Source organism: Mycobacterium sp., from assembly GCF_035499775.1.
Taxonomy (GTDB): Bacteria; Actinomycetota; Actinomycetes; order Mycobacteriales; family Mycobacteriaceae; genus Mycobacterium.
Genome location: NZ_DATJYB010000255.1, coordinates 1 through 20,056, shown reverse-complemented (window position 1 = coordinate 20,056; position 20,056 = coordinate 1). Strand labels below are relative to the sequence as shown.

General features: G+C 67.7%; 20 protein-coding genes and 2 pseudogenes. 6 read left to right on the top strand and 16 right to left on the bottom strand.

Annotated elements, in window-relative coordinates; translation table 11 throughout:
• Nucleotides 1-85: 85 nt before the first annotated feature.
• Nucleotides 86-2,002, bottom strand: a complete 1,917-nt coding sequence (locus VML93_RS16795; protein WP_325612335.1) for an Hsp70 family protein — start codon at nucleotides 2,000-2,002, stop codon at nucleotides 86-88.
• Nucleotides 2,003-2,157: 155 nt separating this feature from the next.
• Nucleotides 2,158-3,384, bottom strand: coding sequence for a hypothetical protein (locus VML93_RS16790; RefSeq protein ID WP_325612334.1), 1,227 nt, complete (start codon nucleotides 3,382-3,384; stop codon nucleotides 2,158-2,160).
• Between the two features lie 38 nt (nucleotides 3,385-3,422).
• Between VML93_RS16790 and VML93_RS16785 the strand changes: the two genes are divergently transcribed.
• The gene (locus tag VML93_RS16785; RefSeq protein ID WP_325612332.1) at nucleotides 3,423-4,031 is read left to right on the top strand and encodes a TetR/AcrR family transcriptional regulator; all 609 of its coding nucleotides are present in this window, start codon (nucleotides 3,423-3,425) and stop codon (nucleotides 4,029-4,031) included.
• A gap of 4 nt (nucleotides 4,032-4,035) precedes the next feature.
• Nucleotides 4,036-4,524 (top strand): nuclear transport factor 2 family protein, encoded by a 489-nt coding sequence (locus VML93_RS16780; protein WP_414686380.1) that lies wholly within the window; start codon nucleotides 4,036-4,038, stop codon nucleotides 4,522-4,524.
• On the opposite strand, the gene VML93_RS16775 is transcribed toward VML93_RS16780, so the two are convergent.
• Both VML93_RS16775 and VML93_RS16770 read right to left on the bottom strand, forming a co-directional pair.
• Complete coding sequence (locus tag VML93_RS16775; protein WP_325612330.1) at nucleotides 4,517-5,173, bottom strand: L,D-transpeptidase; 657 nt, start codon at nucleotides 5,171-5,173, stop codon at nucleotides 4,517-4,519. The two genes, VML93_RS16780 and VML93_RS16775, sit on opposite strands and share 8 nt — an antisense overlap.
• A 4-nt stretch (nucleotides 5,174-5,177) precedes the next feature.
• Nucleotides 5,178-5,495 (bottom strand): annotated as a pseudogene (locus VML93_RS16770) (phosphatase PAP2 family protein); the annotation flags it as partial.
• A 66-nt stretch (nucleotides 5,496-5,561) separates the two neighbouring features.
• On the opposite strand from VML93_RS16770, the gene VML93_RS16765 reads away from it, so the two are divergent.
• On the top strand, nucleotides 5,562-6,044 hold the full coding sequence (locus VML93_RS16765) for a hypothetical protein (RefSeq protein WP_325612326.1): 483 nt from the start codon (nucleotides 5,562-5,564) through the stop codon (nucleotides 6,042-6,044).
• On the opposite strand, the gene VML93_RS16760 is transcribed toward VML93_RS16765, so the two are convergent.
• A complete protein-coding gene (locus VML93_RS16760) occupies nucleotides 6,034-6,378 on the bottom strand; it encodes a hypothetical protein (protein WP_325612324.1) in 345 nt (114 codons plus the stop codon). The genes VML93_RS16765 and VML93_RS16760 overlap by 11 nt on opposite strands.
• 55 nt (nucleotides 6,379-6,433) lie before the next feature.
• Here VML93_RS16760 and bluB point away from each other — a divergent pair, with 55 nt between their 5' ends.
• Nucleotides 6,434-7,165, top strand: coding sequence for a 5,6-dimethylbenzimidazole synthase (gene bluB / locus VML93_RS16755; RefSeq protein ID WP_325612322.1), 732 nt, complete (start codon nucleotides 6,434-6,436; stop codon nucleotides 7,163-7,165).
• On the opposite strand, the gene VML93_RS16750 is transcribed toward bluB, so the two are convergent.
• The gene (locus VML93_RS16750) at nucleotides 7,090-7,773 is read right to left on the bottom strand and encodes an SMP-30/gluconolactonase/LRE family protein (protein WP_325612321.1); all 684 of its coding nucleotides are present in this window, start codon (nucleotides 7,771-7,773) and stop codon (nucleotides 7,090-7,092) included. The genes bluB and VML93_RS16750 overlap by 76 nt on opposite strands.
• 262 nt (nucleotides 7,774-8,035) lie before the next feature.
• Between VML93_RS16750 and VML93_RS16745 the strand changes: the two genes are divergently transcribed.
• Nucleotides 8,036-9,442: a sulfatase gene (locus VML93_RS16745; protein WP_325612319.1), complete on the top strand. Its 1,407-nt coding sequence runs from the start codon at nucleotides 8,036-8,038 to the stop codon at nucleotides 9,440-9,442.
• A gap of 3 nt (nucleotides 9,443-9,445) precedes the next feature.
• Here the strand turns inward: VML93_RS16745 and VML93_RS16740 are convergent, their stop codons facing one another.
• Nucleotides 9,446-10,231, bottom strand: a complete 786-nt coding sequence (locus VML93_RS16740; protein ID WP_325612317.1) for a trans-aconitate 2-methyltransferase — start codon at nucleotides 10,229-10,231, stop codon at nucleotides 9,446-9,448.
• A gap of 184 nt (nucleotides 10,232-10,415) precedes the next feature.
• Here VML93_RS16740 and VML93_RS16735 point away from each other — a divergent pair, with 184 nt between their 5' ends.
• Nucleotides 10,416-11,636 (top strand): alpha/beta hydrolase family protein, encoded by a 1,221-nt coding sequence (locus tag VML93_RS16735; RefSeq protein WP_325612316.1) that lies wholly within the window; start codon nucleotides 10,416-10,418, stop codon nucleotides 11,634-11,636.
• Here VML93_RS16735 and eccE read toward each other — a convergent pair.
• From eccE to VML93_RS16690, 9 genes and pseudogenes are all read right to left on the bottom strand, one after another.
• On the bottom strand, nucleotides 11,623-12,624 hold the full coding sequence (gene eccE, locus VML93_RS16730; RefSeq protein ID WP_325612314.1) for a type VII secretion protein EccE: 1,002 nt from the start codon (nucleotides 12,622-12,624) through the stop codon (nucleotides 11,623-11,625). The two genes, VML93_RS16735 and eccE, sit on opposite strands and share 14 nt — an antisense overlap.
• Nucleotides 12,621-14,042 carry a type VII secretion-associated serine protease mycosin gene (gene mycP / locus VML93_RS16725; RefSeq protein ID WP_325612313.1) on the bottom strand — a complete coding sequence of 474 codons (1,422 nt, stop codon included), beginning with the start codon at nucleotides 14,040-14,042 and terminating at the stop codon, nucleotides 12,621-12,623. Before mycP ends, eccE begins: the two co-directional genes overlap by 4 nt.
• On the bottom strand, nucleotides 14,039-15,484 hold the full coding sequence (gene eccD / locus VML93_RS16720) for a type VII secretion integral membrane protein EccD (RefSeq protein WP_325612311.1): 1,446 nt from the start codon (nucleotides 15,482-15,484) through the stop codon (nucleotides 14,039-14,041). The genes mycP and eccD overlap by 4 nt, the downstream gene beginning before the upstream one ends.
• 36 nt (nucleotides 15,485-15,520) lie before the next feature.
• A complete protein-coding gene (locus VML93_RS16715; protein ID WP_325612310.1) occupies nucleotides 15,521-16,396 on the bottom strand; it encodes an ESX secretion-associated protein EspG in 876 nt (291 codons plus the stop codon).
• A 10-nt stretch (nucleotides 16,397-16,406) separates the two neighbouring features.
• Entirely contained in the window at nucleotides 16,407-16,697 is a 291-nt protein-coding gene (locus VML93_RS16710; protein WP_325612308.1) for a WXG100 family type VII secretion target, read from the bottom strand.
• A gap of 38 nt (nucleotides 16,698-16,735) precedes the next feature.
• Entirely contained in the window at nucleotides 16,736-17,029 is a 294-nt protein-coding gene (locus VML93_RS16705; protein WP_325612306.1) for a type VII secretion protein EsxS, read from the bottom strand.
• Between the two features lie 57 nt (nucleotides 17,030-17,086).
• On the bottom strand, nucleotides 17,087-18,625 hold the full coding sequence (locus VML93_RS16700; protein ID WP_325612304.1) for a PPE family protein: 1,539 nt from the start codon (nucleotides 18,623-18,625) through the stop codon (nucleotides 17,087-17,089).
• Between the two features lie 3 nt (nucleotides 18,626-18,628).
• Complete coding sequence (locus VML93_RS16695; RefSeq protein WP_325612303.1) at nucleotides 18,629-18,937, bottom strand: PE family protein; 309 nt, start codon at nucleotides 18,935-18,937, stop codon at nucleotides 18,629-18,631.
• Nucleotides 18,934-20,056: pseudogene (locus tag VML93_RS16690) on the bottom strand (FtsK/SpoIIIE domain-containing protein); the annotation flags it as partial. The gene VML93_RS16695 and the pseudogene VML93_RS16690, both read right to left, overlap by 4 nt.

The window sequence follows — 20,056 nt, the reverse complement described above, 5'->3', positions numbered from 1 at the left end:
TCCTTGCAGTTCACACGCATTTCTGCCCAGCCGATACTGCCCAGTGTGCGCTCACTCGCCGCGATCCGCCACGTGTCCCCTGCGCTCAGTAGCCGGGACCTAGGAACGGGTTCTGCGGGCTCTGCGGATACTGGGGGTACTGGGGGTACTGGGGATACTGGGGGGCCTGCGGGTACTGGGGAGTCTGCGGAGCCGGCACCTGGTTCTGGGGAACCTGAACCGGGATGGGCACCGGAATGAGCGGGATACGCAACCACTCGGTCGTCATCGGCACGGTCGTGGTGGTCGTTGTCGTAGTCGGCGGCGGCGTCGTGGTCGGTGGAGTCGTCGTGGTCGGCGGAGTCGTCGTGGTTGGCGACGGTGAGGTGGTCGTCCTCGGTGGCACGGTGGTGGTCGGCGTCACCACGGGCTTCGGCGCGGTGGTCGTCACCACGACCGGCGGTGGCGGCGACGGCGACGGCGGTGGCGGGGGTGGCGGTGGCGCGCTGCTGGGGACCGGTGCGGCGCTGGGGACCGGCGGAGCCGAGGGTGGTGGGGGCAACGGGCTCGGGACCACGGAGCTGGGTGGCGGCACGGGCTGGGGCGCGATGCTGGGCACGACGGGCGCCTCGCGGTTTTCGACCCCCGTCAACGTGTAGGCCACACCGCCGATCGCGGTCATGGCCACCAGCGCGCTCAGCCCGATGACCAGCTGCGACAGCCGCAGGCGCCGCCAGGGCCGCGCCTTGGGCGGGTCGAGCAAGTTCAATCGCATCGACCAACCGGACGGACCATCGTCGTCGTCGTAGGTTTCGCGGCGGAAGCGGGTCGACGGCTCGCCCGGGAACTCGGTCTGCGACCACGCCAATTCGCGGTCCGTCAGCGCGTCCGGGTCGATCACCATCACATCTCCGGCCGACAGTTCGATGACACTGGTTCCGGCGGCCGCACTGAGCAGGCCGACCGACGTCCGCGTCCGCATATCCAGCTGTTCGCCGCGGGAGGCGACCAGCAATGCGCCGGTGGCGGCCGCCAGCGCCGGCTCCGACGCGGTCAGAATTGGAATCCGAGCGTGCCTGGAAAGGCGATGTGTGACAAGCGGAATACTGGCGCCGCCACCGACGGTGACCAGCGCCGCCAGCTCCGGCCAGCCCTTCTTGTAGCGCACCAGCATGTGGTCGAACGCATAGATGAAGCTGGTCAGCCGATCCTGGATGAGATCTTCGAGCCGGTCCCGGGTTACTTGAATGTTGCAGTTGAATCCGGTGAAGTCCGTGACCAATTCGGTGACAACGTCCGCGGAAAGCCGCTCTTTGGCCGCACGGCACTGCTCCCTGAGATTGCCGATCTGCCCGACCGCTTCGGTGTTCGCCGAGTCGACATCGCCGCCGAGTTCCTCGAAGACATGAAGCAGCAACGCATGATCGACCTCGTTGCCGGAGAAATCCGCGCACCGCATGGTGGCGCTGACGGGCACGAATTCGGCACCGAGTTGCACCAGCGTGGCGGACGTACCGGCACCGCCGAAATCGAGCAGCCCGACCACGCCCTCGTCCGGCAGTCCCAGCTCGGCGTTCACCGCGGTCAATGCCGCGACCGCCTCGGAGACCAGCCGCGGCGCCATGCCACTTCGGACGAAGCCGACATGGGTGCGTAACCCGTTGCGCAGCGCCTGTACCGTCGCGGGTTTCCAGTACGCCGGCACCGCGATCGAGATCTCCGAGGAACCCGCGTCCGCGCCGGCGGCATCCACCATCGCGTCCAGGGCTTCGACCATCAGCAGGTCCGGGTCGTGAGCGGACCCGTCGGACGATACCAGTGCCACCGAGTCGCCAATGCGTTCCACGAAGCCGCTCATCAGCATGCCCGGCTCGGTCAGGTTCGGGTTCTCTTCAGGCACACCAACTTTCGGTGCGCAGTGCGGATATAGGGTCAGCACAGCCCGACGTGTGACCGGCGGACTTCCATTACGCGCTGCGACTAGGTTGGTGGTCCCGATCGACAACCCCAAGGGGTCGTACATAGAGCGAAAACTTTCGTCGATGGGGGGTCTTTTGGCCGCGTTAACCATATCCATGGTCGGGCCCGATACGGTTGGGTCACAACCCCATTGGTACGTGGTCGATGCCGTGTCGTCACCGAAAAGGTACCAACGGCCCCTTGACAGCCGCCGTCAGCTCATACCACGGTAAGTGGCAGCGAACGCCTCGGCTCGAACTCGAAGGTGGAACCCTTACTGACTTTGGCCACCATGACCTCTGGCAATTCCGTTGTGGTGGTATCGGATTCAACCAGCTCAGCAACCCAGTCCAGGTCGGTCCCGCTGACGTGCACCTGGACGTGCGGATCGACCGCGGTGGCGATGGCCTGCAACGGCTTTACCGATCCGGGAGAACACAGCGAAATCCAGGCCGCGTCGTCATGCGCCGGTGAACGGTGCACGACCAGCCTCGGCGATTCGACGTCGGCCACCACATAACCGGCCGGGTTGAGCAGCGGATGCAACTCCAAAACCTTTAGCACGCCGTCGATCCCGGCGGGCAGATCCAGGGCTCGGCGAATGCGCTCGGCGGCCACGCCGGCCAGGCCGATCAGTTGCTGCGTGTTTATCGAGGTGGCCATTTCGGCGTCGGCGGCTCGTTTTCGCACCGCGATCGCGTACGACAGGTTGAGCAGGTGCATCTGCAGGCAGACTTCTTCGGCCACCCGCACCAGCGCCGAATGCGAGTACGCGCCGAAGTCGAAGTCGGAGAGCAGCGGACCCGAGTAATCCGCCCGTCCCTGCTGCGACCGGTCGACGGGATCGAGTTCCCAGGTCGCGGCCCATGTTTCACGAATGACGTCCACTGCGGGAATGTTCTGCGCCGCCGGGTAGGACTCGTCGATGATGACGGTCCACGCGCAGTGCGGGTGCCGATCGGACGGCGTTCGGGGCGGCCGATGGATGGGCCGCATCTGCGCGTGCGGGTTGACCGCGGCCGCGGTGGCGTCGAACGTGGGATCTTCGATGGTGTGGCACATGCCGCGGACGTACTTGTCGCCCATCGGCTCGACGTCGAGCAGCGCGCCGCAGTGGTCGAGGTGGAATTCGCCGTGCCAGCGGTCATGGATCGTGTACCGGAAATCCATGAATTGCGGCGGCGCCCCGATGTCGAGCTGTATGCCCTTGAATATCGTGGGCACGTCGTCGCCTTCGAAGTTCAACGCCCGCTGCATGCGCTTGGTGTAGACCGGGCTGGCGCCCGCCCACTCCTCGATGGCGATCTGCAGCATTTCTTCGTGGCCGAACTCTTTGATGCACCACGCCATGCCGGAGCGGTCGATCAGCTGCCCGATCAGAAGCAGCTCAGGCACCAGGACGGCCAGCTGCTCGCGGGACAGCTGCGCATATCGGGACTGGGTCACTCTTCAAAAATAGTCGCGACTATGTTATAAAGTCAACAATGTCCATTGCCGCAGGCCAGAGGGTCACCCCGACCCGGCGTACCCGCGCGCCACGCAAACGCGGCGACGACACCCGGACCAAGATCATCGACGAGACGGTCCGCTGCATCGTCGAGGAAGGGTTCGCCGCGGCGACCGCCAAGCACGTGGCCGAACGCGCCGGCGTGACCTGGGGCGTCATTCAGTACCACTTCGGCGACCGCAACGGCATGCTGATGGCCGTCGTCGACGACGGGGTGGCCAGGCTGGTCGAGAGCCTGTCGTCGGCCGACGTCAGCGAGCTTCCGCTGCGGGAGCGCATCGAGGTGGTCGTGGACACCGCGTGGAGCTGCTACAGCAGCCCGACCTCGATGGCCGCGTTCGAGATCCTGCGGGCCACCCGCGGCGGCTCGGACGAGTCGTCGCGGCGCCACCTGCTGGAAATGAACGCCGCGATCAGCCAGCTCGGGCGGCTGATTACCGAGGACCCGGCGAATGCGGGTGTGGCCGAGGTGATCTGGGCGGCGCTGCGGGGCGTGGTGCTGGCCGAGATGATCATGGGCGCCCCGATCGATTGGAGCCAGGAGCGACGCGCGCTGATCGACATGGTCACCCGTGTGCTGCAATGACGGGATGAGCCTCAACGACGTCGCCGCCGATATCGAAGCGATCAAGCAAGTCAAATACCGCTACCTGCGGGCGATGGACACCAAGCACTGGGACGAGTTCGCCGACACCATGACCGAGGACATCGTCGGTGCTTACGGGTCGTCGCTGGGCAAGGAACTGCACTTCAGCAATCGCGCCGATCTGGTGGAGTACCTGAGCTCGGCGATGGGCCCCGGCGTGGTCACCGAACACCGGGTTACGCATCCGGAGATCACCGTCAGCGGCGACACGGCTTCGGGCATCTGGTATTTGCAGGACCGGGTCATCGTGCCCGAATACGACTTCATGCTGATCGGTGCAGCCTTCTACCGCGACCAGTATCGGCGCACCGCGGACGGCTGGAAGATCAGCGGCACCGGTTACGACCGCACCTACGAGGCGACGATGTCGGTGGCCGAACTGAAGTTCAAGGTCACGCCCGGCCGCGCCCGAGCGGACATCAAACCTACTTAGCGATCGCGATCACCGCGCCGGGCTGCAGCCAGCGGATGATCTGCACCAGCGTGGCGTCGTCGATGGCCACGCACCCCTCGGTGGGGCCGCCGTCGGTCGTGTGAAAGAAGAACGCGGCCCCGCCGCCGGGCACCTTGTTCTTGTTGACGCCCATCACCACCGCATGCTTGTACTGCGGGATTTGTAGGTTCTCGCTGTCCTCGGTGTTGAACGGGCACTGGGCTTTCTGGCACACCTGCATGGTGTTGAAGGTGGGGCTATGGTCGTCACCGCTCCACCAGTGGTTGGGCCCGACTTGGGTATACGGCAGTCCCCCACCGGGATTCGGCGCGGTGCCGAAGGCGGAGTCGAGGCTGTAGACGCCCATCGGGGTGGCCGGGTACCCGCTCTTGGCCTGTGGCGCCAGACCGGCCGAACCGATGTGGGTGGGGATGTCGGTCTTGATCGGCTGCCAGCCGGCGGCGGTGCGCTGGTAGATATCCATCTTCGCGTTCGAGCCACCGGTCCCGATAACGGAAACCACTTGCGTGGCATTGCCAACCGAGTTCGCGAACCACGGATTGCCGGCCGCGCAACTCACCGGAGCCAGCACCACCCACGCGCACAACAGGCACACCGCAGCGAACAGCGGAGCTCCCAGTCGGCGCATCCATTCATGGTCGGACCGATCCAACCACATGGTCAAGTAAAGATTTAGCCCCGGCTGGGTCTCCACGTCGTGACAAAGAGGGCCGGATTATCCACAGGCACAATAGGAAAAACAGGTATCCCAGCGCCCAGCCGGCCATCACGTCCGACGGGTAGTGCACGTTCAGCGCGACTCTGGCGATCCCCACAGTCAGCACGCTCAACGCAGCCACCGCCACCGCGATCCGGCGCGCCGCCGCACCCAGCAGCGGCAGCGACACGGCCAGCAGCGCAAGCGTGCCCGCCGTGGCCTCGAGCGCGTGTCCGGACCCCATAGACCACGACGGCGGACACCGCGAGAGAAACGGCCAAGGCGTCCTGTCGTCGGGTCATCAGTCCATACTGGCGGGATGGCGGTATTCGTTCGCAAGCTGTTCGGCATTGGCAAGCTGCCCGCCGACATGCGTGCCCAGATCGAGGCCGAAGGACTCATCTATCTCGCCGAGTACGTCGCGGTGACCAGGCGGTTCAGCGGTGCGATCCCGGGTCTACGCGCGTCACACACGGTCGGCAGCTTCGTGGGTTCGCTGGCCTTCACCGCCGAGCGGGTGCTCGCGACGCTGTCGGTGGTGCCGAGGCTGGCGGGCCGCGTGGTCGACGTGCGCTGGAACGATGCGCAGGCCGGCGCCGCAACCGCCGAGATCTCGACGGCGGGGCTGCAGCTCGACCTGGACGTCGCTGCGGTCGACCCGAAATTCAACGGCCAACTCTCGCTGCATTACAAAGACGCCATCCCCGAAGACGTGCTGGCCCAACTGCCGCTGCGCTCGCTGGCCTTCGATGTGCCGCCCGAGTACGTCTTCCGGGCGGTCGGCGTGACCTTCAGCCCTTGATGGTGATCTTCGGCCACGGTGGCTGACGGAGTATCGCCAGGGTCCCTATCACCGCTGCCAGCAGGCCCGTGGTCACCCCGATCAGCGCGACCCGGTTCTCGTCGATGGCCGGCACCCAGGACGCTTTCCCGTCGTGCACGACGAACACTCCGGCCGGCACGGCGGCGTAACCGAAAGGCGCCGAGTCCGGGCCGGAACCACGCCTGCCCCGGCCCATCCGAATCCGGGCAACGGGGATGACGGTGCTGCCGTCAGCCGTTTCGTGGGGTTCACCGAAGACGCGTCTGCCAGCGCCATCGGTGGGCAACTGGTCGAGCACCTCGGAAAGATTCACGTTGGTCACTCCCTTTCGACAGATTGAGGCTAGTCGCATTTTCTACGATGGTTTCGTGCCCGACTACGCGTTCAGTCCGCAGGAGCGCCAGGCCGTGTACCGGGTGATCTCCGAGCGACGGGACATGCGCCGGTTCGTGCCCGGCGAGGCGGTGCCCGAGGCGGTGCTGGCGCGGTTGCTGCGGGCCGCGCATGCCGCGCCCAGCGTGGGCCTGATGCAGCCGTGGCGTTTCATCCGGATCACCGACGCGAAGCTGCGGGAACGCATCCACGCCCTGGTCGACGAGGAGCGCGCACTCACCGCGCAAGCCCTCGGACCGAGGGCTGACGAGTTTCTGCAGCTCAAGGTCGAGGGCGTTCGCGAGTGCGCCGAGCTTTTCGTGGTGGCCCTGTGCGACGGCCGCGACGCGCACGTTTTCGGCCGGCGAACGCTGCCGCAGATGGACCTCGCGTCGGTGTCGTGCGCAATCCAGAACCTGTGGCTGGCAGCCCGGTCCGAAGGACTCGGCATGGGATGGGTGTCCCTGTTCGATCCGCAACGGCTGGCGGCCCTGCTGGCCATGCCGGACGACGCCGAACCCATCGCCATCCTGTGCCTGGGACCGGTGCCGGAGTTTCCCGACCGACCCGCGCTGGAGCTGGACGGCTGGGCCTACGCACGGCCGCTGGCGGAATTCGTCTCCGAGAACCGGTGGGGCCAGGCTCCGTTCGATCAGCCCGAGCCCGGCCATCCGGCAGCGCCGGCGGGCGCGGGAACGCTCAGCACGGTGCCGTCCCAGCCGGTGTAATTCATCAGGTGCTGCGGCCCTGGCCAGTGCGCCGCGACCATGAACAGCGTGCAACCCTGCGGCCCGCCGAGCATGCAGGCGAATGCGCCGCGATCCAGCTGGACCCGCTGCAGGACCTCGCCACCCTGGCCGACTCGCACGCAGCATTTGTCCGCCACGTCGGCGTACCAGGCGGCGCCGTCGCGGTCGAGACAGATACCGTCGGGCGAGTGAGCGCCCATCTCCGCCCAGACCCGGCGGTTGGCCAGCGCACCGTCGGCGCCGATGCCGAAGGCAGTCAGCCGGTGCCGGTAGGACTCGGCCACGATGAGCGTCGCGTTGTCCGCGGTGACCGCCATGCCGTTGGGAAACGCCAGATCGTCGGCGACCACCCGGGCGTGGCCGTCGGGTGCGACCAGCGCGACGAACCCGGGCGCCGGCTCACCGGCGGGCGGGCCGGCCGCGAAGTCGAAGTTGACGTTGTTGACGTAGGTATTTCCGCGCCCGTCGATCACAATGTCGTTAAAAGGTCGGGGCACGGGTTGCGCTGACAGCGCCGACAGATCCGCATACCGGGTCAGGCTTCCGTCCTGCGACCGGCGAAGCAGCCCCTGCCCAGCACTCGTCAACACCAGGCTCCCGTCCGGCAGGAAAATCGAAACACATTGGCAGCGAACGGTGTTCGAGCACAACCTGGACCCGCGGCTGGTCATCGTCAGCGTCGCGCTCAGGCAGCTCGACGGCACGGATCAGCCCGGACGTCCAATCCGACACCCACAGTCGCCCGTCATGCCAGCCCGGCGACTCCAGCAATCCCAGACCGGTCAGCACCGCGAACATAAGCGCATTGTGTCAGCCGGCTCAGGTATCGTCGCCGGTCGAGGTGAAGGAATGGAGGACGACACCGTGACGGCCGGCCGTGACAATGTGCTGCTCGTGCATTGGCATGACCTGGGGCGTTATCTCGGCGCCTACGGCCACTCGGACGTGTCCAGCCCACGCCTGGACCGGCTCGCCGCCGACGGCATCCTGTTCACCCGGGCCCATTCCACCGCGCCGCTGTGCTCACCGTCACGAGGCTCACTTTTCACCGGCCGCTACCCGCAGAGCAATGGGCTGGTCGGGCTGGCCCATCACGGCTGGGAGTACCGCGCAGGGATCCGCACCCTTCCCCAGATATTGTCCGAATCAGGTTGGTATTCAGCGCTTTTCGGTATGCAGCACGAGACTTCCTACCCGAAGCGGCTGGGCTTTGACGAATTCGACGTGTCGAACTCCTATTGCGAGTACGTGGTGGACAAGGCCCGGGAATGGCTGCGCGACAGCAGCCCGGCCCTGTCCGGGCAACCGTTCCTGTTGACGGCCGGTTTCTTCGAAACCCACCGCCCCTATCCGCACGAGCGCTACGAGCCGGCCGACTCCGCGAACGTCGAGCTGCCCGACTACCTGCCCGACATCCCCGAGGTGCGCCAGGACGTGGCCGACTTTTACGGGGCCATCGCCACCGCCGACGCGGCCGTCGGCCAGCTGCTGGACACGCTGGCCGACACCGGTTTGGACGCCAGCACGTGGGTCGTGTTCGTCACCGATCACGGTCCGCCGTTCCCGCGCGCGAAGTCCACGCTTTACGACGCGGGAACCGGGATCGCGGTGATCGTCCGCCCGCCCACCGACCGGGCGGTGGCGCCCAAGGTGTACGACGACCTGTTCAGCGGCGTCGACCTGGTCCCGACGCTGCTGGGGCTGCTGGGTCTGCACGTGCCGGCCGACGTCGAGGGTGTGTCGCACGCGCACAACATGCTTGCGCCCGAGACGCGAACCGATCCGGCACGCGAGCACGTGTACACCATGAAGACCTATCACGACTCGTTCGACCCCATCCGCGCGATTCGGACCAAGGACTACAGCTACATCGAGAACTACGCGCCCCGGCCGCTGCTGGATCTGCCGCGAGACATCGAGGAAAGCCCGTCCGGGCTGGCCGTCGCGCCATCAGTCAGCGCGTCGCGTCCCGAGCGGGAACTGTACGATCTGCGCGCGGATCCCACCGAGGCCAACAACCTGCTCAGCAGCGAACACTCAGAGGAGATAGCCGAGATCGCGGCCGATCTGGCCGTGCGACTGCACGAGTGGCGCCGGCGTACCAACGACGTCATACCGTCGGATTTCGCCGGTTCCCGCATCGCGTCGCGCTACACCGAAACGTATCTGAAGACCCATCACGCGAAGGTCAGCAGCCGGTCGGCGATCGCGTACGACCGCGGCATCGCCGAGCAGGTCACCCAGACCAATCAGTAGCGGCTAACCGGTTGAACGGCGCGCGCCACCAACCTCGGCCACGATGAAGACCCGCCGGAACGGGAAGATCGTCGTACCGTCGGACCGGGCCGGGTAGGCGTCGTCCAGCAACGGGATGAGCTCCTCACGGAAACGCTCCCAGCCCTCGTCGTCCAGCCGCTCCCGGACCGGGACCAGCGCCGTTCCGGTGATCCACTCCAACACCGGGTTCTCGCCGGTCAGCTGGTGCAGGTAGGTGGTCTCCCAGACGTCGACCTTGCATCCGGCGTCCATCAACAAGTTTGCGTACTGCACCGGTGGCTGGACCACCGCGCCGACTCGAAATGGTATGTCGCGCATGATCTTTGCGTACGGTTCACGACGGGCCAGGGCCCGCACCGCGCCGTGCGACGGTGTCTCGAAGTTGCCTGGGAGCTGCACGGCGATCCACGATCCGGGCGCCAGCTCGCGAGTCCACCGAAGCAGTAGCTCGACATGTTCAGGCACCCAATGCAGGGCGGCGTTGCTGACCACCACGTCGGTGTCGGGCTTCGGCTTCCAGGTGCGCAGGTCTCCGGTGGTGGCGTCGATGCCGCGCTCCCGGGCGGCGGCGACCATCTCCGGCGAGCTGTCCATTGCCTCGATCACCGCGCCGGGCCAGCGCTTGGCCAGGTATTTCGTCAGGTGCCCGGGTCCGCAGCCGAGGTCGACCACCCGCCGGGCCCGCTCGGTACCCACCCGCGAAAGCAAGTCGTAGAACGGGCGGCTGCGATGGTCCGCAAAGGCCAGGTACACCTCGGGATCCCACATGTCGGTCCTCCTGATCAACACCGTCGCTGGTCGGCTGATAGACAAACCGTATTACCGAATGGTTCCCCGGCGCGCCCGGAGTGGGTACTGAATTCGGGGATGACCTGCCCACCGCTGAGCAAACGCCCAGCCGCGCCGATGGCGGGTTACCATCGCGTTCACCGGGAAGAAAGGCCAACCGACCGTGGACTTCGACGCAGATACGATCGATCCGCCCATCGCCGTTCCGGATCTGTCCGGGGCCTTGGAGGCCTCTGGGGCCGCCGGCGCAGACGTGCCGGCCTGGGCCGACGGGCTACCTCCACGCTCCGCCCTGTCGCTGCGCCAGCGCATCGTTGTCGACGCGTCGGCCCTCGGTGACGTCGCGTTGCGCACCGCGGCCGCGTCGATGCTCACGACGGTGGCGCCGGCCGTCATCGCCAACGTCATGCGTCATCCCGGCAGCGAGCGCGGCAATTTGGCCTTCTACGCGGAACTGGCGGCTGAGCAGGACACGGCGAAGTCGTTTCCCGCGCCCACCGACATGCCCCGGATCTCGTCGCGGCGGGCCAACCCGGTTGCCGAGTGGCTCGCCCGCGGCATGGTCGACGATATTTGGTTCGACAGCAGCTTCCGCGCAATCAACCCCGCGATGCGCAAGCAGTGGAGCAGGCTGAGCGCCAACAACATCGTGCACGCGCAGCATTGGCGCCATGACGACGGACCACGTCCGACGCTGTCCGTGATCCACGGCTTCATGGGTTCGTCGTACCTGCTCAACGGCCTGTTCTTCACGCTGCCGTGGTATTACCGGTCGGGCTACGATGTGCTGCTCTACACGCTGCCGTTCCACGGGCGACGAGCCGAAAAGCTTTCGCCTTTCAGCGGTTTCGGCTACTTCGCCAGCGGGCTCAGCGGCTTTGCCGAGTCGATGGCCCAGGCCGTCCACGACTTCCGCTCCGTCGTGGACTATCTGCGCCAGACCGGCGTGGAACGTGTGGCGCTGACCGGGATTTCGCTGGGCGGCTACACCTCCGCGCTGCTTGCCACCGTCGAAGACCGGCTCGAGGCCGTGATCCCCAACTGCCCCGTCGTGAGCCCGGCGAAGTTGTTCGACGAATGGTTCCCGGCCAACGAACTGGTCCGACTGGGCCTGTGGCTCACCAGCATCGACCGCGACGAGTTAGACGCCGGAATGGCCTACCACTGCCCGCTGAACTATCAGCCGGTGATCCCGAAGGACCGCCGGATGATCATCACCGGTCTCGGCGATCGGATGGCCCCGCCCGACCATGCCGTCACATTGTGGGAGCATTGGGATCGCTGCAGACTGCACTGGTTCCCCGGCAACCACGTGATGCACATCAGTCAGCTGGACTACCTGCGGCGGATGACGCCGTTCCTGCACAGCTTCATGTTCGAGTGATCACCTGAGTTACGGCCTCGGTCAGCGGTGCCCGATGGGCGCCCGTCGGCGGAGTCGGCCAGTTCAGCCGCAGCAGCAGGTCCGCGGGGGCGGCGGTGTGCCCGTCCAGTCGCCGGGTGGACAACAGGTCCAATGCCGTCAGCGCCGGCAGCTGGTTTCCGCCTTCCGGGGTGAGGCCGGGCAGCGGCGCTCCGGCCTCGGGCCGGGCCTGCGTGCGGAACGCGCATGCGACCGCGACCGTGTAATTCGTTGGTTCCCCGGCGATCTCCAGCGCCGTCCAGGTTTCGGGCGCCGGATCCGACCGGATCGCATCCAGCGTTTCAGTAAGCGCCCCGTCCACGCTGACCCGGTACGCCGCCAGGTAATCCGAGCCGCCCTGCTGCAGCGCGCACCACGTCTCGCGCCCGACCGATGTGACCAGACGCGGCACCTCTTCGTCGGCGACAGTGCTTGCTTCCCAACCGATTTCGCGTAGGTGGTCGGCGAGCCGGCGGGCCGCTACCGCGGCGGTCTCGTGCAGCGGGATCCGCGCCGAGCGCGCCTGCAGCGCCGCCAGGTTGTCGACCGCCGCGATGGTCAGCCCGATCCATGTGTCCCGAGGACCGGATGCGTTGCCGCGGCTGGTGATTCGGACGGTGTCGGCGCGAATGCCGTAGCAGTCCAGGTACCTGGCGATGAGCGGCAACGGGAGCACGTCCGAGTCGCCGGCCGGCGGCCCGATCCGCACCAGCGCCGTTGTGCTTGTGTCACTGTCTGATTCGGCCGCGGACTCACCGCGGCGGAACATCATCACCAGGCGGCGGCCCAGGATTGTCGTCAAATGCAGTCCGCGCCACCAGCTGAACAACACGATCACCACCGCGACAGCGATGCCGAGCAGCCAGTAGTCGCGGGTCGACCGCCAGGGGTAGGCCATCACCGCGGGCACCACGGCCAGCAGCGCCAGCGTGAGGCGGCCGGTTCCCGGCCACACGATCGATCGGCTCACGAGGTGGAATCCTTTCGTCGGCGCGCGGTGATCGCGGCGGTTGCGGCGACGGCCGCAACCACCAGAGCCAGCGCGGCGGTCCCCGCGAACGCGACGACCCGCGGTGTGTTGTCCTTCGGTGCCGGTGCGGGCGGTGCGGCGACCGGCTTGGCCGGCGCACCGTTCGGTCCGCTTTCCGGGCTGGCGGGCAGCTGCCAGGTCAGTGCCGCGACCGAGTCGACGATGCCGGCACCCACGACGTTGGAGGGTGCCCGGGCACCGTTGTGCGCGGTCGCGGTGATGCGGTGCACCACCTGCTCTGCGGTCAGGCTCGGATACTTGCTACGCACCAGCGCCGCGACGCCCGACACGTAGCCGGCCGCGTAGCTGGTGCCGCTGAGCGCCATCAGTTGCTGGTGTTCGTCGGGCAGGCCGTTGGCCAGGCCGCCGCCGTCGCGGTTGCTCACCGAGACGATGTTCTCGCCGGGCGCCGCCATGCCCACCCACGGCCCGGCCATGGTGAATTTCGACGGCTGCCCCTCGGGTGTCAGCGAGGCCACCGACAGCACGTACTGCTGCCACCACGACGGGATCGACACCGACGTGACGCTCGCCCAGTTCCGCTGATCCTCCGGACGGCCCAGATCGGTGAGGGGATTGGAATCACACGACGTGCCACCGGCGACCGATCCGGTCGGCCCGGTGTTGCCCGCGGCGGCCACGATCACCGCGTCCTTGTCCACCGCCGCATACCGCAGCGCGGCGCCGAGCGCGGCCTGGTCGATCGGCCGATCGGCGGGCAGGCAGGTGGTCGCGGAGATGTTGATCACCCGCGCACCGAGGTCGGCGGCATGCACGATCGCGCGGGCCAGCGTCGCGACGTCGGCCGACGCCCGGGCCAGCAGCGGGTCGCCGCCCGGCGTCTTCGGCGAGAAGTTGGCGGAAGTCACCCGCTCGGAGATCACCCGAGCCGCGGGCGCGACCCCCGAGAAACCGTCCTCACCAGCCGGGGCGGGCTGGCCGGCGATGATTCCGGCGACCAGGGTGCCATGGCCGTCGCAGTCGGTCAGGCCGTCGGTCGTTTCCACATAGTCGCCGCCCGGCGTGACGTTCGGCAGTCGCGGGCCCGGCCGCACCCCGGTGTCGAGCACCGCCACCAGCTGACCGTCACCGCGGGAAAACTGCCATGCCGCAGCAAGATTCAGCATTGTCTGACTTTGCGTCACAACGCCCGGATCAGTGCCCGGGATGACTCCGGAGGTGCTGCACACGCCGCGCTGCTCCATCGGCTGGCCGGGTCCCGGGGCTCCACTCGGGGGCGGCACACCCGGGTCCACCTTCGGTCTGGTGATCGCCGCTGCCGGCGGGCAGCTCAATCCGATGGCCGCCGCCAAAGCCGCCAAAGTGGCTGTGAGACGGACTGATCCGGCTCGCATCATCGATTGAGTACCCAGGTGAACAGACCGACCAGGTAGGCCATGACGGGGATCAGCGAGACGTCCAGACCGGCGGCGGCGAAGCCCAGCAGGCGGCGCAGCGGCAGCGAATAGCTCTCCGGCGAGGCGATGCGCGGGTTCAGCGCGACCACCACCCAAGCCAGCAGGAGCGCACCGAGTACCAGCGCGGCGACCAACGCCGCGACGTATCGTCCCGTCGCGGTGTAGAACACCAACAGCACGGCGGCGACCAGGTAGGGCTGAGCCAGCAGCCAGGCTTTGCACGCGGCCGAATCCCACACTCGGGCGCGTAGCGCGGCGGTCGCCGCGGTCGCCCCCACCACATACCAGCCGGCGCCACTCAACGTCTCTGGGCGCAACGCGATCGCCACCGACCCCAACACGCTGAGGACCACCGCCGCGGCAATGAACCCGTTCTGATGGGCGTCGCTGACCCGCACCCGCCGGGGCAAGTCCTCGAGCACCCGCAGCGACGGCGCCGACGGCGTGGGGTCACCGGGTGCCGGGATGGCCGGCAACGGGAAGCGTGCCCATAGCGCCGAAAGCTGGGCCGCCTGGATGGTGATCAGCAGGGCCGCCACGATCAGCCCGCAGCCGAGGGCCAGTATCGACAGCTGCCAAAGCAATTCGGCGCCGGACGCCAGCAGCACCCCGGCGCCGACCACCGCCGCCGCGGTGAAGAAGCCGACGACGCGCTCACGTTCGAGTCCGGGCACCAGCAGCACGATCAGCGACCACGCAGTGACGCCGGCAGCGGCCAGCATCAGCTGCGCGGGGCCGAACTTGCCGGGTACCGAAAGCGCCAGCGCGGCGCCGATCGGCACCAGCGCGGTGATCGACAGCGCTATCCCCGCCGCCGCCGAACGTGTCCTGATGACCAATCCGGCCACCGCGACGAGCGCCGCGATGGCGCTGACCGCCAGCAGCCCGGCCAGCGCACCGGTCGCCACCCGGTAGGCGACCGCGAGACCGGTCGCCAGCAGGGTCACCGCGATCGCCGCGGCCAGCGCGCCGCGCTGGATATGCGCTGTACCCCAAGGCTTTAACCGGGAGGCAGAGAAGATCATCGCGGCGTCGGCGATGTCCTCGACGATGCCCGGCGCGGCCGGGCCGATCGGCACCGGCTGCAACGCAAGCAGATCGCCGTCCACCACGCCCACGGTGTCCAGGCTGGCATCCAAGCTGAACGGCGCCCCACCGACGGGCGCCAGGCTCAAGTGGGATACCGCCCCGGCGTCGTCCCCGGCTTCACCGTTGCGGGTGACCGGAACCACCAAACGCTGGACCGCAGGCAGGATTTCGCGCAGCGGCAGCTCGGCGGGCAGGGCCATCTCCGTCAACCTGCTATCCGCGAGGATCGCGACGCGGACGATCGGCATGACGGCGCCGGACGTCACCGGGCCCTCGAGACGTGTTGGGGCCATTCCTCGGACATCGTGTTCTCTTCTCTACTGGTGTACTTAAGACGATTGGACGGAGAAATCTCGGGACAGCCGCTGGCCGGTAAACCATTGGCTGTCAGGCAAGCCGGCGGTCAGTTGTTCGATAGCGACGGCGATCGCAAATGGTGTACCTGGGCTGAAGGCCGAGACCCATTCGCCGTCGTATGCGCGGGACGGGCTCACTAGCACCCGGCCCGCGGTCGTGTCCACGATGCTCATCCCGACCTCGGTGGTGGATTGCCGACCGTTGCGGCGGCAGCCGGCGACGACCTCGACGTAGCTGCGCGGGCCGGAGAAGACCGACTCCACCACCGGTCGTGCCGATTCCGGGATACCCAGGTAGTCAAGGACTTCCGCGAGCGGGGTGCCCGCGCGCAGCCGCTCGTCGGCCCGGGCTCCGACTCGCGTGGGCATGCTGAACTCGTCGAACCGCGCCGGCGGCCGCTGCGCCAAACCGACGCCGAGGACCGGGACCAGCGCCAGGGGGTCGTCCACATCCATTGCGGTGCAGGTGATCAACTGCGCACTGCGCAGCGCGACCACCGTCTTCAGGGTCTTGCCGTCCTGCGCACGCTGCGCGACCACCCCGCGCAACAGCTCGCCGGCACTGCCGGCCGGGGCGGGCCCCAGAAAGCGCAGGTCGAGCCACCGATCCGGAAAACACACCACCCGGATCCAGTCGGCGACCGCAGGGTTGATGGCACCTTCCGGCGACATCAGACCCATCCCGGTCAGCTCGGCCCGCTGACGGTCGAGAAACGCTGCCCGCTGCGCGGCATCGCAGTACGGAGAGGTGATCGCCAGTACCCATGGGAAGGTTCCCGCCCCAATGGTTTCCGCGATGAACCAGGCGTTATCGACCGTCAGCTCGACGGCATTCGGTTTGACGCTCATCCAGGCAGTGTTAGCCGCCCCATTTGGCGGCTTCGGCCTGGTCGCGAGCCATCATGGCCAGGGTGTTGGATTCGTGGGTGGCGGCCATCGCCTGGTAGGCGCGCACCAGGTCGTCCATCGCCTGGTTCCACTGCACCTGCCAGGCCTGATAGGTCAGACCCGTGGTGCCCTGCCACGCGTTGGACAGCGTGGCCTGCTCGCTGGCGATGTCGGCGCCCAGCCCCTGCAGGGTGCCCGCGTAGCCCGACATGTCCCCGGCGTGGCCCAGCATCGCCGGGTAGTTGTACATGATCTGCGACATCAAAATGTCCTTTCAGGTCTCTTGGATTGACAGACCGGTCAGATGCCGGTGTAGCTCGACGCGGCCGCGGCATCGGTGGCCACATAGGTTCCGGCGGCAGCGCCCAGATTCGCTTGCGCGATATCCAGCAAGGTGTTGACCCGGGCCGCCACCTCGACGAAGCGGGCATGCGCGGCCTGGAAGGCCATAGCGGACTCGCCCTGGTGAAACGCCTGCGCCGACAACGCCGCCTGCTCGGCCTGACCAATGGTGTGCCGCATCAACGCGGTCTTGGTGCCGAACTCGGTTTCGGCGGCCACCAACTGTGGAATATGAGCATCCAATAGACTCATAATGATTTCTCTCCCTTCGTTTTTCGGTTATATGACCGGTTTTGGTGGATCGTCTCGCTAACCGTCGGGCCCCCCTTTCGCCGACGCCCCGGGATCACTGGGGTCTTCCGGGTCAGGCTGCCAAGTCCCCGGCACCATCGGCATCCGCGGGCCGCCACCGAACTCGTCGCCATCCAGCATCATCAACCCCGCCGCCTGCAGGGCGGTCGCCTTTTGCGCGGTCCCGGCGAACCCGAGCGGTCCGGCCCCCTGACCGGAAGCCTGCGGGCCGAAGTCGGGGACCACGCCGATGTCGGAGTCCATGTCCAGGTACTCATCGCCGTGGTCGTGCATCAACGCGCGCCGGCGCCGTCGTGCCCTAGCCTCGGCGCGGGCCGGCACCGCCGCAGCCGGCGCGGGCACGGTCGCCGCGGGTGCTTTGATACCGCCCCGGCCGCCCACCGTCGGCCCCAGACTCGGCCCCCAGCCACCGATTCCGCCGACCGCGTACATGAAACTCGCCGCCGAGGGAGCCCCCGCCGGTGCCGCACTCGCCGGAACGGTCGGCGCCGTCGCCGACGCCGGCGCCCCCGCGGGACCCGCCACCGTCGAGGCCAGTCCGGCGGCCGGCCAGCTCTGCTGGCCACCACCCGAAACCGGCGTCGCTTGCACCGGTGCGACGTCGGGCAGGTCGTCGAAATCGGGCAGATCCAGATTCAGATTGCCCAGGGCGGCGGCCAACGTGATAGGCAACCATATGGGCGTACTGAGCATGAGAGCCCAGCTGGTCCACCCCACCGGCTGCCAGAACGCCTGATACGCGAGCGCGAAAAGCAATGGCCCCCAGATAACCAGCGCCGCCGACGGGTTGTTGGCGAAATCGGTAAGGATCTGCTGAATCGTCGGGACCGGATTGGACAGGAAGTTCCAGATCTGGTCTCCATCGGGCAGCGACTTTACGTAGGACTCCAGCAACTGGACGATGATGTTCGAGTTGTCCAGTGAAGAACCCGAATCGGTGGCCTGGCCCAGCGCCGCGGTCTGCGGCACGTCGGCCGCGGCGGTGGCCTCGGCGCCGGGGGTGACCACGGTCGGCGCCGGGATGGCACGCCGCGCCGACGCCAGCGCAGTGCCCGCGGTCGCCTGGTAGAACCCCATCGTGGCGGCGGCCTGCAGCCACATCCGCGCGTAGTCGGCTTCATTGACCGCGATCGGAATCGTGTTGATCCCAAAGAAATTCGTCGCGAGCAAGACGCCGTGGACCACGTGGTTGGTGGCCAGCTCCGGCAATGTCGGCATTGCTGCCAAAGCCGCGGTGTACGCCGTCGCGGCGGTCTCGTGCTGGGCCGCCACCCCCGCGGCGTCCGTGCTGGCCTGCGTCAGCCACGCCAGGTACGGCGCGTGTGCGGCCACGTACTGTTCCGCACTCGGTCCCTGCCACGCCCCCGCTTGTACCGCCCCCAGCAGCCCACTGAGTTCCGCTGCCGCCGAGGCGTATTCGGTGCTGAGCGAAGTCCATGAACCCGCGGCCGCCAACAGCGACCCCGGTCCCGGACCAGCGCTCAGCAACGCCGAATGCACCTCCGGCGGCGAAGCAACCCAGATGGGGGAAGTCACTATTTAGCCGCCCGCAATCCCATAGGTAGCGGCGGCCGCGGCGTCACCGGCCAGATAGCTGACACCGGCTTCACCCACACCCACACCGGCACGCCCCAGCTCGGTCACACCCTGTGCGGCGACGACGGCGTGCTCCTGGCCCTGCGCGCTGAACCCCGCTGCGGTCTGCAGCGAGACCGGGTCGGCCGCGGGCGGCACCACAGCGGTGATCAACGGAGCCGCAGCGGCATGCGCGGCCGCCAGCCGCGCCGTCAAGGCCTCCACCGCCGCACTGGTCGCGGCCAGGCCCTCGGGAACCACTCGCAACGTCATGACAAACATCCCTTCTGTTGCGTTTCACCAACCATTACCGGGCCATCCCCTCGATCCCTTCGCCCACCAAGGGGTTGACCAACTGCACATACGTCGGACTATCGCTGTCGCCCAACAGAATCGCCCGTCCGGCCGGCAGCCGGCCGAACCGCTGACCGCGGATCTTTCCGCTGTCAGCCGGATTGCCCGCCAGCATCAACGTGGTCGCCTGCAGGTCGTTGAAGCGGCGCAGCAACGGGTTGGTCATCAGCGCGTGCCCCGATCCGGTGGCGCGGCCGGTGACGACCACCCGCAGCCCCAAATCGCTTGCCTGGCCCAGCAATCCGATCAGCGGGGTCCACGGCCGCTGCCCGACGTAGGGACCCGTCATCGCCGGCGAATCGGGTATCTGGTCGACGTCGTCGATGATCAGGTAGTGGGTGTGGCCCGTGTAGGTCCAGCGGGATAGCTCAGCCGCCGACAGGCCGGCCGGAGGCCGCCGCGCCTCGATGATGTTGGCCAGCGCCAGCATCGCCGGAGTGATCCGGTCCACGTTGGCGGTGTACTCGTTGTCGGGGAACAGCGGCTCGTCGACGAGGTGCAGGCGGCGATCCAGCACGGTGAACGCGACCCGGTCGGCGGACGAGTGGTCGCGGATGGTCCGGATGATGTGCCGCAGCAAGGTGGTCTTACCCGACTTGCTGTCGCCGAAGACCATCAACAGCGGGTTCTCGGCGAAGTCGAGCGTCACGGCCGCGAGATCCTCTTCGCGCTGGCCGATGACCACCTGCTCCGGGCCCGGGTAGAGCACGCCGACCACGTCGGGCGACAGGTTGGTGGGCAGCAACCGCACCGGCGGCGCGGCCATGTCCGGGTAACGCAGGTTGATCGTGGAGATCTGGTCCAGTCCCGGAGACGCGATCAGGAAATGCTCGGCGGCCATGGTCAATCCGCGGCCCGGCTGGTCGTGCGGGACGGCGTCGGCCGGCCGGCGCAGGGCGCCGACCACCCGCACGTTGCTGTCCCGCGGGTCGTGCAGCTTGAGTTCGAGTCGCAGCCCGAGGCCGTCCCGCATCGACAGCGGCACCTCCAGCCAGCTCGGGGTGGTGACGATCACGTGGATGCCGTACGCCAGGCCGA